At 62.6% G+C, this 13,959-nt stretch carries 9 protein-coding genes; all 9 read left to right on the top strand.

What is annotated here, in order from left to right; all coding sequences use genetic code 11:
* Positions 1–159 precede the first annotated feature (159 nt).
* The 9 genes from AB3G88_RS15080 (at position 160) to AB3G88_RS15040 (ending at position 13,849) form a co-directional block, all read left to right on the top strand.
* A complete protein-coding gene (locus AB3G88_RS15080; protein WP_191946257.1) occupies positions 160–1,071 on the top strand; it encodes a LysR family transcriptional regulator in 912 nt (303 codons plus the stop codon).
* A gap of 871 nt (positions 1,072–1,942) precedes the next feature.
* The gene (lexA, locus tag AB3G88_RS15075) at positions 1,943–2,560 is read left to right on the top strand and encodes a transcriptional repressor LexA (RefSeq protein ID WP_158878492.1); all 618 of its coding nucleotides are present in this window, start codon (positions 1,943–1,945) and stop codon (positions 2,558–2,560) included.
* Positions 2,560–3,174: a translesion DNA synthesis-associated protein ImuA gene (imuA, locus tag AB3G88_RS15070; RefSeq protein WP_099583175.1), complete on the top strand. Its 615-nt coding sequence runs from the start codon at positions 2,560–2,562 to the stop codon at positions 3,172–3,174. The genes lexA and imuA overlap by 1 nt, the downstream gene beginning before the upstream one ends.
* Before the next feature lie 7 nt (positions 3,175–3,181).
* Positions 3,182–4,594 (top strand): Y-family DNA polymerase, encoded by a 1,413-nt coding sequence (locus AB3G88_RS15065; RefSeq protein WP_099583176.1) that lies wholly within the window; start codon positions 3,182–3,184, stop codon positions 4,592–4,594.
* Positions 4,591–7,662, top strand: coding sequence for an error-prone DNA polymerase (locus tag AB3G88_RS15060; protein ID WP_480450460.1), 3,072 nt, complete (start codon positions 4,591–4,593; stop codon positions 7,660–7,662). Before AB3G88_RS15065 ends, AB3G88_RS15060 begins: the two co-directional genes overlap by 4 nt.
* A gap of 90 nt (positions 7,663–7,752) precedes the next feature.
* Positions 7,753–9,453, top strand: a complete 1,701-nt coding sequence (locus AB3G88_RS15055; protein WP_191946255.1) for an ATP-binding protein — start codon at positions 7,753–7,755, stop codon at positions 9,451–9,453.
* A gap of 8 nt (positions 9,454–9,461) precedes the next feature.
* Positions 9,462–11,981 (top strand): excinuclease ABC subunit UvrA, encoded by a 2,520-nt coding sequence (gene uvrA / locus AB3G88_RS15050; protein WP_480450457.1) that lies wholly within the window; start codon positions 9,462–9,464, stop codon positions 11,979–11,981.
* A 720-nt stretch (positions 11,982–12,701) separates the two neighbouring features.
* Positions 12,702–12,995 (top strand): transposase, encoded by a 294-nt coding sequence (locus AB3G88_RS15045; RefSeq protein ID WP_064452164.1) that lies wholly within the window; start codon positions 12,702–12,704, stop codon positions 12,993–12,995.
* Positions 12,992–13,849 carry an IS3 family transposase gene (locus tag AB3G88_RS15040; protein ID WP_218573960.1) on the top strand — a complete coding sequence of 286 codons (858 nt, stop codon included), beginning with the start codon at positions 12,992–12,994 and terminating at the stop codon, positions 13,847–13,849. Before AB3G88_RS15045 ends, AB3G88_RS15040 begins: the two co-directional genes overlap by 4 nt.
* The last annotated feature ends 110 nt before the right edge of the window (positions 13,850–13,959 follow it).

Raw genomic sequence — 13,959 nt, 5'->3', positions numbered from 1 at the left:
AGTGTAGATGGCGTCAATCTTGTTGCCGGACCGTCTGGCTGACGAGTTAATCGTTGTTAATTTCGTCAGGTGCAGTCACGGAAAAGACAGCACAGGCATGCAATCAAGCCAGTGTTTTGCGTGCTTAGCTGGCAGCCTGCCAACCGTTTGGATATCGCCATGAACCGCAACGACCTGCGCCGCGTCGACATGAACCTGCTGGTGATTTTCGAGGCGCTGATGTTCGAGAAGAACCTGACCCGGGTCGCCGAAAAACTCTTCATGGGCCAACCGGCGGTGAGTGCGGCGTTGGGCCGGTTGCGCGACCTGTTCGACGACCCCTTGCTGCTGCGCAACGGACGAGGCATGGAACCCACGCCACGCGCCCTGGCGATCCTCAAGGAGCTGCAACCGGCTATGGACACCATCTCCGGCGCGGTCAGCCGCGCCAAGGATTTCGACCCTTCCACCAGCTGTGCGGTGTTCCGCATCGGTTTGTCCGACGACGCCGAATTTGGCCTGTTTCCGCCGTTGCTCAGCCAGCTCCGCGAAGAAGCCCCCGGCATCATCGTGGTGGTACGCCGTGCCAATTACCTGCTGATGTCTGCGTTGCTGGCCAGCGGCGAGATTTCCGTGGGAGTGAGCTACACCACCGAACTGCCGGCGAATGCCAAGCGCAAGAAACTGCGGGATATTCCGTGCAAGGTATTGCGTGGGGATGATGGGGTGGCACCGCTGACACTGGATGATTACTGCGAGCGGCCCCATGCGATGGTGTCGTTCTCCGGGGACCTGAGCGGCAACATCGACCTGGACCTGGCCCGCATCGGCCGCGCACGGCGGGTGGTGCTGGCGGTACCGCAATTCAGCGGGTTGCGCGCGTTGTTGGCGGGGACGCAGATCATTGCGACCGTGCCGGATTATGCGGCGTGTGCGTTGACCGAGGGCACCACGTTACGGGCGGAGGATCCGCCGTTTGCGATTGATGCGGCGGAATTGTCGATGGTGTGGAGTGGGGTGCATGACAATGATCCGGCGGAGCGGTGGTTGAGGATGAGGATTGCGGAGCATATGGCGGGGGTGGTTGGTTGACTGAGTACATATCCGTTGGTTAGGTAACGGCTGCCTATGGTTCCGCCCTTACGGCGGGTCACTTTTGGAAAGGCCCAAAAGTAACCAAAAGGCCTTCGCCCCACCACTCGGTGCCTCGCCTAGGCTCGGCATGCCCGTAATCCGACATTGATTTGGGGGGCCGCCGCCACGCGCCATCCATGGCGCAGGGCGGCTAAACCGGCATCCCTGCCGGTTTACCCCCCAAATCAATATCGGATTCCGGCCATCGTGGTTGACGGGGCGATTCCCGATCAAAAGCAAGAGCGCGGCGGCCTTAGAGCCGACCGGTGTTGTGTCAGATGTACTGGGTTAAAAATGTGGGAGAGGGCTTGCCCTCGATAGCTGTGGATCAGTCACAGCTGCACCAGCTGACACTCCCTCATCGGGGGCAAGCCCCCTCCCACATTTCGATCTCCATATATCAGATAGATCTCAGCCTGCTTTGGATCTGCTTTTGATCTGGCTCTTACATCCTTTTCGCTGACGAAGTCAGCGGTCTTTTGATCTGCGCTTTTGATCTTGATCTCAGGCGCCCCGTCAAACACGCTGGCCGAACGCAGGCTTGAGTCCGTGGGTAACCCGGCAGGACGCCGGGTTAGCCGCGCTGGGCCAAGGATGGCCCATCGCGGCGGCCCACGGATTCAAGCCGGAGTGAGGGCACACCGAGCCTAGGCGAGGTGCCGAGTGTTGGGGCAAGAGCCCTTTGGTTACTTTGGGGCTCTTTTCCAAAGTGACCCGCCGTAAGGGCGGAACCAATATCAGCCATTACCCAAATAACGGATATGTCCCCAACCCAACCCAACCCAACCCGACTACCGGCTCTTGTAAGAAATTTCCCACAAGAGTACAAATGTACTCCATGACAACCCTGACCCCCCGCCGCACCGCCATCCTGACCTTCATCCGCGACCGCATCGCGCAACAAGGCCAGCCCCCCAGCCTCGCCGAGATCGCCGAGGCGTTCGGCTTCGCCTCCCGCAGCGTCGCGCGTAAACACGTCGTGGCCCTGACCGAAGCCGGCTTCATCGAGGTCAACCCCAACCAGGCGCGCGGTATCCGCCTGCTCAACCAACCCGCGCGCCCAGAATGGCTGGACGTGCCCGTGCTCGGCCGAGTCGCCGCCGGCCTGCCCATCGGCGCCGATGCAGAAGTGCACAGCCGCCTGCAACTCGACCCCGGCACCTTCGCGAAAACCCCCGATTACCTGCTGCGCGTGCAGGGCGATTCGATGATCGAAGACGGTATCCTCGACGGCGACCTGGTCGGCGTACGCCGCAGTGCCGAGGCGTTGAACGGGCAGATCGTGGTGGCGCGCCTGGATGGCGAAGTCACCATCAAGCGTTTCGAACGCAGTGGCGACCGCGTGCGCCTGCTGCCGCGCAACCCCGCGTATCAACCCATCGTGGTGGGCCCTGACCAGGACCTGGCCATCGAAGGGGTGTTCTGCGGCCTGGTGAGGCAAGGCTGATGGGTGCCGTCGTTGCCCTGGATGCGCTGTTCAATGGCGGTCGCGTCTGGAAGGGCCGGCCGGTCGCGCCTGCGGCCAGTGTTCATCCCACCGGGCTGGCTGCGCTGGATGCGGTGCTGCCCAGCGGCGGCTGGCCGGAATCGGCCTTGAGTGAAATCCTTATGGCCAAGGAGGGCATCGGCGAACTGCAACTGGTGCTGCCGACCCTGGCACGCTTGTCAAAAGCGGGGGAGCGGATTGTGCTGGTGGCGCCGCCCTACACGCCGTATCCCCACGCGTGGCAGAACGCCGGCGTGGATGTGCGTCAGCTCTCGGTGATCCAGGCCGAGGAGCGCGATGCGCTGTGGGCCGTGGAGCAGTGCCTGCGCTCCGGCAGTTGCGGCGCGGTGCTGTGCTGGCCGCGCAAGGCCGATGACCGGGCGTTGCGGCGCTTGCAGGTGGCGGCGGAAACCGGCCAGACCCTGGCGTTTGCCTGGCGCGCCTTGAGTGAGGCGATCAACGCATCACCTGCGGCCCTGCGTCTGGCGGTCGAGGCAAAACCCGCGCAAGTGCGGGTGATCAAGTGCCGTGGCGGCTTGGCCCATCCGGCGCCGATTGCGCTGGCCGGGCATTGAGGTTGCCATGCGCTGGGTGTGTATTGTCTTCCCGCAATTGGCGCTGGACGGGGTGCAGCGTGTGCACCCCGAGCCCGACCAACCCCTCGCACTGCTGGCCGGTACGCCGCAGCGGCGCGTGCTGCAAACCGTCAACGAGGCTGCCCGCGCCTTGGGCCTGCGTCCGGGCCTTTCCCTGACGGCGGCCCATGCCCTGGCCAAGACCTTTGCCAGCGCCGAATACGACCCCGTGGAAATCGAACGCTGGCAGCAGTTCCTGGCAGCCTGGGCCTATCGCTTCAGCTCCCAGGTCAGTGTGCATTACCCGCGTGCGTTGCTGTTCGAGATCGAATCGAGCCTGGGCCTGTTCGGGCCCTGGCCGCAGTTTGAAGCGCGCTTGCGCAAGGAGTTGACCGAACTGGGCTTTCGTCACCGCATCGTCGCCGCGCCCAACCCGGCGGCGGCGCGGGTGCTGGCCAATATCTACGATGGCATGGCCATCGACGATGAGGCGTTGATGCAGGCCCTGGCACCGCTGCCCATCGACCGCGCCGGCCTTGAACCTCAGGCCGCTATCGCCTTGTCACGCATGGGCCTGCGTACCCTGGCCCAAGTGCAAGCCTTGCCCCGGCACACCCTGGCGCGACGGTTTGATGCCGGCCTGCTCAAACACCTGGATGCGTTGACGGGGCAACGCCCGCTGGCCCTGGGGTTTTACCAGCCGCCGGACCAGTTCGATGCGCGCATCGAATTGAATTTCGACGTGCAGTCCCACCAGGCGCTGCTGTTCCCGCTGCGACGCTTGACCGGTGATCTATCCGCCTTCCTCTGCGGACGCGACAGTGGTGTGCAGCGTTTCGACCTGCACCTGGAACACGCCCAGATCCCCGACAGCGTGATCAAGGTCGGCCTGCTCAGCGCCGAGCGCGAACCGGCGATGCTGTTCGAACTGGCCCGTGGGCGCCTGGAGCAGGTGCAAGTCAGCGCACCGGTGCGCGGCTTTCGCCTGGTGGCCCAGGACCTGCCGGTGTTTGTGCCGCAGCGCCAGGACCTTTTTGACGACCGCCCGCAACAGACCCTGCCCTGGGAGCAACTGCGCGAACGCCTGCGCGCACGCTTGGGGGATGAGGCCGTGCAAGGCCTGCGTTTTCATGCCGACCACCGCCCCGAGTGCGCCTGGCAAGCCACCGCTGACAGTCGCCCATGCCCGACCTTGAACAAGGCGCAACGCCCCGGCTGGCTGCTCAGCGCACCCACCTTGCTGGCCGAGCAGGGCGTGCAGATCCTGATGGGCCCGGAACGTATCGAGTCCGGCTGGTGGGACGGCGCCGATATCCGCCGCGACTATTACCTGATCCAGACCCGCGCCGGCCAGCGTGGCTGGGCCTATCGCAGCGTGGGGCAGGGCGATGGCTTGTGGCTGCAAGGCTGGTTTGCATGAGCTACGCCGAGCTGCATTGCCTGTCCAACTTCAGTTTTCAGCGCGGCGCGTCCAGTGCGCTGGAGTTGTTCGAGCGGGCCAAACGCCAGGGCTACAGCGCGTTGGCGATCACCGATGAATGCACCTTGTCGGGCATCGTGCGGGCCTGGCAGGCGGCGAAGGCGGTGGAGTTACCGCTGATTATCGGCAGCGAAGTGCGCATCGAAAACGGCCCGAAACTGGTGCTGCTGGTGGAAAACCTCAGCGGCTACCAGCAACTATGCCGCTTGATCACCCTGGCGCGACGGCGTGCCGAAAAAGGCCACTATCGCCTGCTGCACGAGGACTTCGATCAACCCCTCAATGGCCTGCTGGCGCTCTGGGTCGCCGACGACAGCGACACCCAGGCCTCGATCCAATGGCTGCGCCGCACCTTCGCCGAGCGCCTGTGGCTGGCGGTGCACCTGCATTGCGGCCAGGACGATGCGCGCTATCTGGAGCAGCGCCTGCGCCTGGCCGCCAGCCTGGATATCCCGGCAGTGGCCTGCGGCGATGTGCATATGCATGCGCGCGGCCGCCGTGCCCTGCAAGACACCATGACCGCCATCCGCCATCACGTCCCGGTGGCCGAAGCCGGCACGCGCCTGCACCCCAATGGCGAGCGGCATCTGCGCAGTCTTGAGGCCCTGAGTGCGCTGTACCCCCAAGCCTTGCTTGATGAAACCCTGGCCATCGCCCGCCGCTGCACCTTCGACCTCGGCCAGTTGCGTTATCACTACCCGCGAGAGCTGGTGCCCGCAGGGCATGACGCCAAATCCTGGCTGCGCGCCGTTACCGAAGAAGGCATCGCCCTGCGCTGGCCTCACGGTATCGACGCCAAGACCTTGCAGCAGATCAACAACGAACTGGAACTGATCAGCGAGCTGGGCTACGAAAGCTACTTCCTCACCGTGCATGACATTGTGCGTTTCGCCCGCAGCCGCTCGATCCTGTGCCAGGGCCGTGGCTCGGCGGCCAACTCGGCGGTGTGTTTTGCCTTGGGCATCACCGAGATCAACCCGAGCCTGACGAATATGTTGTTCGAGCGCTTCCTGTCCCGCGAACGCAACGAGCCGCCGGATATCGACGTGGACTTCGAACACGAACGCCGCGAAGAAGTGCTGCAGTACGTGTTCCAGCGCTATGGCCGCACCCGTGCGGCGCTGACGGCGGTGGTCAGCAGCTACCACGCCGCCGGCGCAGTGCGCGATGTGGCCAAGGCCCTCGGGTTGCCGCCGGACCAGATCAACGCGCTGGCCGACTGCTGCGGGCGCTGGAGTGACGATGCGCCGCCGCTGGAGCGCCTGCGTGAAGGCGGCTTCGACCCGGACAGCCCGATCCTGCGCCGGGTGCTCACGCTCACCCGGCAACTGATCGGCTTTCCCCGGCACCTGTCCCAGCACCCTGGCGGTTTCGTGATTTCCGAATACCCGCTGGACACCCTGGTGCCGGTGGAAAACGCGGCCATGGCCGAGCGCACCATCATTCAATGGGACAAGGACGATCTGGATGCCGTGGGCCTGCTCAAGGTGGATATCCTCGCCTTGGGCATGCTCAGTGCGCTCCGCCGCTGCTTCGATCTGCTGCGCCGCCATCGCAACCTCGACCTGGCGCTGGCAACGATCCCCAAGGAAGACCCGGCCACCTACGCGATGATCAGCAAGGCCGACACCATCGGCGTGTTCCAGATCGAGTCGCGGGCGCAGATGTCGATGTTGCCCCGGCTCAAGCCGCAGACTTTTTATGATCTGGTGATCGAGGTCGCTATCGTCCGGCCTGGGCCGATCCAGGGCGGCATGGTGCATCCGTATCTACGACGGCGTAACAAGGAAGAGCCCACCACTTATCCATCGCCGGAATTGAAAACGGTGCTGGAGCGCACCTTGGGCATTCCATTGTTCCAGGAGCAAGTGATGCAGATCGCCATGGTCGCCGCCGACTACGGTCCTGGCGAGGCCGATCAACTGCGCCGTTCCATGGCCGCGTGGAAACGTCACGGCGGCCTGGAGCCGCATCAGGCGCGCCTGCGCACCGGCATGCTGAAAAACGGCTACACCGAAGAGTTTGCCGCGCAGATTTTCGAGCAGATCAAGGGTTTTGGCAGCTATGGCTTTCCCGAGTCCCACGCGGCCAGTTTCGCCTTGCTGACCTACGCCAGTTGCTGGCTCAAATGCCACGAGCCCGCGGCATTTGCCTGTGCGCTGATCAACAGTTGGCCCATGGGGTTCTACAGCCCGGACCAGATCCTGCAGGACGCACGGCGCCATCGCTTGCAGATTCGCCCGGTGGATGTGCAGGCCAGCGACTGGGATTGCAGCCTGGAACCCATCGACGGCCAGCAACCGGCGATCCGCATGGGCTTGCGCATGATCGCGGGGTTTCGTGAGGAGGATGGGCGACGCATCGAGGCTGCGCGCCAACGCCAACAGTTCAGCGATATTGCCGACCTGGACGAGCGCGCCGGGTTGGATGCCCGCGCCCAGGCCTTGCTGGCCGACGCCGGCGCCTTGCGCGCCCTGGCCGGCAACCGGCACCAGGCGCGCTGGGACGTGGCGGGGGTGCACAAACAGTTGGGGCTGTTCGCCGGGCTGCCCAGCCCCGACGAAGCCGTGGTCGCGTTGCCCGCGCCGACGGTCGGCGAAGACGTGCAGGCCGATTACGCCACCGTCGGTACCACCCTCGGCCCACATCCGCTGGCGTTGTTGCGCGAGGAATTGCGCCAGCGGCGTTGTCGCAGTTCCCGCGAGCTGATGGCGGTGGAGCATGGGCGCAATGTGAGTGTCGCGGGGTTGGTCACGGGGCGGCAGCGCCCAGGTACCGCCAGCGGTGTGACCTTTGTGACCCTGGAGGACGAGTTCGGCAACCTCAATGTGGTGGTCTGGCGCGACCTGGCCGAACGTCAGCGCCAGGCGCTGGTGGGGTCACGGCTGCTCAAGGTGGACGGGCGCTGGGAAGCGGTCGGCGAAGTGCGGCACCTGATTGCCGGGCGTCTCACCGACCTCACGTCATTGCTGGACGGCATGCACGTGCGCAGCCGGGATTTTCACTGAGGTGCTCCCAAATTTATACCAGATGAAACCATCTGCGCCGTGTAAGCTCCAAAAATGGCGACTGTCCTCTCTTCTGCACTGAGCCGAACCATGCAATTTCTATCCAACCCCCATGGCTGTGACGGTTGGGCCGGTGAAATGGCCCAGCGTATTCGTACGTTCGATTGGTCGACCACCGACCTTGGCCCCATTGACCAGTGGTCCACCAGCCTGGCCTGCACCGTGCAGATGATGCTCGCGTCGCCGGTACCCATGGTGATGTTGTGGGGGCGGGCCGGTTACATGATCTACAACGACAGCTATTCGGCGTTTGCCGGTGGCCGGCACCCTTACCTGCTGGGCACGCCAGTGGAGCTGGGCTGGCCGGAAGTGGCCGACTTCAACCGCCACGTGGTGGACACCTGCCTGGCCGGCGGCACTCTGTCGTTCAATAACAAAGACCTGGTGCTGCTGCGCAATGGCCAGCCGGAAACGGTGTGGCTGGATTTGTATTACAGCCCCGTCGCCGGCGATAACCAGCAGCCGGCCGGGGTGCTGGCGATTGTGGTCGAGACCACCGAACTGGTGAAGTCTGAACAGGTGCGCCAGGAACTTACCCATAACCTCGAACAACGGGTGGCCGCTGAAGTGCAGGCCCGCTCCGCTGCCGAGGACCAGTTGCGCCAATCGCAAAAGCTCGAAGCCATCGGCGGCCTCACCGGCGGCGTGGCCCACGACTTCAATAACCTGCTGCAAGTGATCGCCGGCAACCTGCACTTGCTGGCCCGCCATGAGCCGGACAACGCCCAGGTGCAGCGCCGCGTCAGCGCGGCCATTGCGGCGGTGGAGCGCGGGGCCAAATTGTCGGCGCAGTTGCTGGCCTTTGCCCGGCGCCAGCCGTTGTCGCCGGCGGTGTACAACCCGCAACGCATCTATGCTGGCCTTGGCGAACTGTTGCAGCGTGCGCTGGGTGAAACCATTCATATCGATGTGCAATTGCCCCAGGATTCCTGGCACATCAACGTCGACCGCAACCAGTTGGAAAATGCGCTGCTCAACCTGGCGATCAATGCCCGCGATGCCATGAAAGGCGAGGGCGTGATCCGCATCAGTGGCGAAAACATCATCCTTAACCCTGGCGATTGCATCGGTAAAAGCATCAGCCCCGGCGAATATGTGCGCCTGGCGGTCACCGATACCGGCGTGGGCATGCCGCCGGCGATCCAGGCCAAGGTGTTCGAGCCGTTCTTCACCACCAAGCGCGACGGCCACGGCACCGGCCTGGGCTTGAGCATGGTGTTCGGCTTTGTGCGCCAAAGCGGTGGACATGTCGACGTCCGCAGCGAAGAAGGCCAGGGCACCGTGGTGCAGTTGTACTTCCCGCGCTGCCTGGGCGAGGAATGCCTTGAGGCGTCAGTCGAGCCGGTCGAATCGGTCGGCGGCCAGGAAACCATCCTGGTGGTCGAAGACAACGAAGGCGTGCGCCTGACCGTGGTGGATGTGCTCGAACAATCGGGCTATACGGTCATCACCGCCGAGGATGGCGACCAGGCCATGTTGAAGCTTAAAACCGGCCTGCAACCCGAGCTGATTTTTACCGACGTGGTCATGCCCGGTCGCGTTAAAAGCACCGACCTGGCCGCGTGGGCCCGCGCACAAACCCCTCCAGTGCCGGTGCTGTTCACCTCCGGCCACACCCGCGACATCCTCTCCAGCAACCATCTGCTGAGCCCCGACATTCATCTGCTGAGCAAGCCCTACAGCCCCGAAGCCCTGACGCTACGGGTGCGCAGCGTGCTCACCGCACGATAAGGTTGACCATGACTTCACAGCGCAACATCCCTGCGATCACTGCCCAGCGCCCAGGCTTTGTCAGGGTGCGCGGCGCCCGCGAGCACAACCTGCAAAACGTCGACGTGGACATTCCCCGGGATGCCCTGGTGGTGTTTACCGGCGTGTCCGGTTCGGGCAAGTCGTCCCTGGCATTTTCCACGGTGTATGCCGAGGCCCAGCGGCGCTACTTTGAGTCGGTGGCGCCCTATGCGCGGCGCCTGATCGACCAGGTCGGCGTGCCCGACGTAGACAGCATCGAAGGCCTGCCACCCGCCGTGGCCCTGCAACAGCAGCGCGGCACGCCGAGTGCGCGGTCTTCGGTGGGCAGCGTCACCACCTTGTCGAGCCTGATCCGCATGCTTTACTCCCGCGCCGGCAGCTACCCGGCGGGGCAAGCGATGCTGTATGCCGAGGATTTTTCGCCGAACCTGCCCCAGGGCGCGTGCCCGCAATGCCATGGCCTGGGCCGTGTCTACGAAGTGACCGAGGCGCTGATGGTGCCCGATCCTGCGTTGACCATCCGCCAGCGTGCGGTGGCGTCCTGGCCGCTGGCGTGGCAGGGCCAGAACCTGCGCGACATCCTGGTGACCCTGGGCTATGACGTGGATATCCCATGGCGCGACCTGCCGAAAAAACAGCGCGACTGGATCCTCTTCACTGAAGAAACCCCCACTGTGCCGGTGTATGCCGGGTTCACCCCGGAGCAAACCCGCGAGGCGCTTAAACGCAAGCTGGAGCCCAGTTACCAGGGCACGTTCAGTGGCGCACGGCGCTACATCCTGCACACCTTCAGCCACACCCAAAGCGCACTGATGAAAAAGCGCGTGTCGCAGTTCATGCAGGGCAGCGCCTGCCCTTTGTGTGAAGGCAAACGGCTGACCCAGGCGGCGCTGTCAGTGAAGTTTGCCGGGGTGGATATTGGCGAGTTATCCCAGTTGTCGTTGGCGCAGTTGGCCGACCTGCTGCGGCCGGTGGCGGCGGGGCAGGACACGATGAAGCTGTCGGTGGAGAAACGCCTGGCCGCCCAGCGTATCGCCCAGGACCTGCTGGAGCGGGTCAGCACCTTGATCGAACTGGGCTTGGGTTATCTGTCCCTGGAGCGCAGCACGCCGACCTTGTCGTCCGGGGAGTTGCAGCGTCTGCGCCTGGCCACCCAATTGGGCTCGCAGTTGTTTGGGGTGATCTATGTGCTGGATGAGCCCTCGGCGGGCTTGCATCCGGCGGATGGCGAGGCGTTGTTCAGCGCGCTTGAGCGCCTGAAGGCCGCAGGCAATTCACTGTTTGTGGTGGAACATGACCTGGAAACCATGCGCCGCGCCGACTGGCTGATCGACGTCGGCCCGGCTGCCGGTGAGCATGGCGGGCATGTGCTGTACAGCGGGCCGCCTGCGGGGTTGGCGGATGTGCAGGCGTCCCAGACCCGTGAGTATTTGTTTGTCGAGCGGCGCGCGGTAGATCCAGCTCGCCGCGAACCCAACGGCTGGTTGAAATTGGAAGGCGTGACGCGCAATAACCTCAACGACCTGAGCGTGGATTTTCCCTTGGGTTGCTTCACCTCGGTGACCGGTATTTCCGGATCGGGCAAGTCCAGCCTGGTCAGCCAGGCGCTCTTGGAATTGGTAGGCAGTGGCCTCGGGCGCGTGGTGGAAAACGACGAAGAACCGAGCCTGGAAGATGACACGCCGCACACCAGTGGCGGGCAGATCAGCGCCGGGCTGGAGCAGATCCGCCGCCTGGTGCAGGTGGATCAGAAACCCATTGGCCGTACGCCGCGCTCGAATCTCGCGACCTACACCGGGCTGTTCGACAACGTGCGCAAACTGTTCGCCGCCACGCCGGCAGCCAAGAAGCGCCAGTACGATGCGGGTCAGTTCTCCTTCAATGTTGCCAAAGGCCGTTGCCCGAACTGCGAGGGCGAAGGTTTTGTCAGCGTCGAGTTGCTGTTTATGCCCAGCGTGTACGCACCGTGCCCGACCTGCCACGGCGCACGCTACAACCCCGAGACCTTGGCGATCAAATGGCAAGGCCTGAGCATCGCTCAGGTACTGGGTTTGACCGTCGAGCAGGCCGTCGAGGTCTTTGCCGAGCAGCCAGGGGTGTTGCGCTCGTTGCAGGTGCTGCGGGATATCGGACTGGGTTACCTGAGGCTGGGCCAACCGGCCACCGAACTGTCCGGTGGTGAGGCGCAGCGCATCAAATTGGCCACCGAGCTGCAACGCAATGCCCGTGGCGCGACCTTGTATGTGTTGGATGAGCCAACGACCGGGCTGCATCCACGGGATGTGGATCGCCTGCTCAGCCAGCTCAATCATTTGGTGGATGCAGGGCACACCGTGGTGGTGGTCGAGCATGAAATGCGCGTGGTGGCCCAGAGTGACTGGGTAATCGATATCGGGCCTGGGGCAGGGGATTTGGGCGGGCAAGTCGTTGCCAGCGGCACGCCGCAAAAAGTTGCCAAGAGCAAGAAGAGCCGGACCGCGCCGTTCCTCGCCCGCGAGTTGACCTAACCGCTATCGGGGCATAGGTACCTACACAACTTCCCGTGGATGCTGAATCTATGGCAAATGGGCTGTTGTGGTGAGCGGGCTTGTCCCGCGCTGGGCTGCGAAGCAGCCCCATCAAAGCCACCGCGTTTTTTCAGAAAAACCAAGTTGCCTGGTTTTGGGGCTGCTGCGCAGTCCAGCGCGGGACAAGCCCGCTCACCACAGAGTTATGTATAAGCCTTTGAGAGTTGTGTAGATAGCTATGGCCATCGGGGGCAAGCCCCAATGCCAGTCAGTTAAGGACGAACACCGTACCTGTGGCGAGGGAGCTTGCTCCCGCTGGGCGTGAAGCGGCCCCAAGAATGGGACTGCTGCGCAGTCCAACGGGAGCAAGCTCTTATCAAAAATAAAATAACTTACTGATTTTAAAGAGTTAAAAATCACCTCTAAAACTGAGATTTTGTAGGCGCCCCCCAGTTTGTTGCGCGACAGCGCTACGTCGAAGAGGTAGTGCCCCCCCCACATTTTGAATGGTCACTGGCATGAAATACCGGTCGGCTCTAAGGCCGCCGCGTTCTTGCTTTTGATCTCGGGTCGCCCCGTTAACCACGCTCCAAAGCCTGCGTTCGGGCATGCCGAGCCTAGGCGAGGCACCGAGTGGTGGGGCGAGAGCCTTTTGCTGGACTTGTTCCCTCGCAGCGGACGCCAAGAAGCGATATTTTAATCGCAACCTTGGAGGCACCTATGTCACAGCAAACCCGCCGCAGTTACACCGACGACTTCAAAGCTCAGGCAGTGACACTCGCTGAAAGCATTGGTCGAGGAGAAGCAGCTCGACAGTTAGATATCTCGGTCAAAACCTTAGGTAATTGGCTGGACGCCGCACGCAACGGGCGTCCTCTCAGTTCTCCTGCCCGGCATCCGGTCTCTGACCTGGAAAGCGAGCTGGCCCGGCTTCGAGCTGAAAATGCCACGCTTAAAATGGAACGAGAAATCCTAAAAAAAGCGACGGCGTTCTTTGCCAGAGAGTCCAACTGAGATACGCCTTCGTCGCCCGTGAACGGACTCGCTTTCCAGTCAGGTTGTTATGTCGAGTGATGGAAGTCTCGGTGTCGGGCTTTCACGGCTATTTGAAACGCCGGGAACGTCCTGATCCAGACGCTGAAATTCGCCTGGAAATTCGTGCGATTCATCATGCCAGTCGCGGCACTTATGGGCGCCCGCGGATGGTCAAGGCACTTCATAACCGATCTTTTTCAGTTGGGCATAAGCGAGTGGCCCGGTTGATGCGAGAAGAAATGTTGCGAGGGAAAATCAAGGCTCGGTTCAAACACTCGATGGATAATCGGTATATCCAGCCAATTTCCGACAACGTGTTGAAACGACGTTTTTCTGTGACAAGCCCAACTCCCGCGTGGGTGGGCGATATCACCTATATTTCGACGCGTCAGGGGTGGCTATATTTGGCCGTGGTGCTGAGCATCCAAACACGCCAGGTACTCGGTTACAGCCTGTCGGAACGGATGCCTGAGGGTCTGGTGCAGCAGGCTTTTTTGAACGCCTGGACGAATACACCAGTTGATCAGGGTGTAATTTTTCACTCTGATAGAGGTCGGCAATACACGGGCAGCGGTTTTCGCAGCATGATCTTGGACAGGGGGTTTGTGCAAAGCATGAGCCGTAAGGGCAACTGCTGGGATAACGCTGTAGCAGAGAGCTTTTTTGCCACACTCAAGAAGGAAGAAGCTACCGGTGTGTATCCCAGCAAAGCACAGGCTCACGCATCTATCGCGAGCTACATCCATGGTTTTTACAACCCGACACGGCTGCACTCGGCGCTGGGATACAGCTCACCTAATGACTACGCAAAGCAACTGAAGCAAACTGCTTAACGCTCGCTTTATGGCGTACGTTTTGAGGGAGCAAGTCCATGCTTACTTTTGGGCTCTTCCAAAAGTGAGCCGCTGTAAGAGCGGAACCGTAGGTGGTCGTTACCTAAACA

Source organism: Pseudomonas arvensis (genome assembly GCF_056688935.1).
Note: the sequence above shows the minus strand (reverse complement) of the source record. Positions and strands in the feature narration are given on the sequence as shown.

Bases quoted from the DNA above. Each gene is read 5' to 3' on its own strand.
- AB3G88_RS15080 (WP_191946257.1), top strand. From the start codon at position 160: ATGAACCGCAACGACCTGCGCCGCGTCGACATGAACCTGCTGGTGATT.
- lexA (WP_158878492.1), top strand. From the start codon at position 1,943: ATGTACTCCATGACAACCCTGACCCCCCGCCGCACCGCCATCCTGACC.
- imuA (WP_099583175.1), top strand. From the start codon at position 2,560: ATGGGTGCCGTCGTTGCCCTGGATGCGCTGTTCAATGGCGGTCGCGTC.
- AB3G88_RS15065 (WP_099583176.1), top strand. From the start codon at position 3,182: ATGCGCTGGGTGTGTATTGTCTTCCCGCAATTGGCGCTGGACGGGGTG.
- AB3G88_RS15060 (WP_480450460.1), top strand. From the start codon at position 4,591: ATGAGCTACGCCGAGCTGCATTGCCTGTCCAACTTCAGTTTTCAGCGC.
- AB3G88_RS15055 (WP_191946255.1), top strand. From the start codon at position 7,753: ATGCAATTTCTATCCAACCCCCATGGCTGTGACGGTTGGGCCGGTGAA.
- uvrA (WP_480450457.1), top strand. From the start codon at position 9,462: ATGACTTCACAGCGCAACATCCCTGCGATCACTGCCCAGCGCCCAGGC.
- AB3G88_RS15045 (WP_064452164.1), top strand. From the start codon at position 12,702: ATGTCACAGCAAACCCGCCGCAGTTACACCGACGACTTCAAAGCTCAG.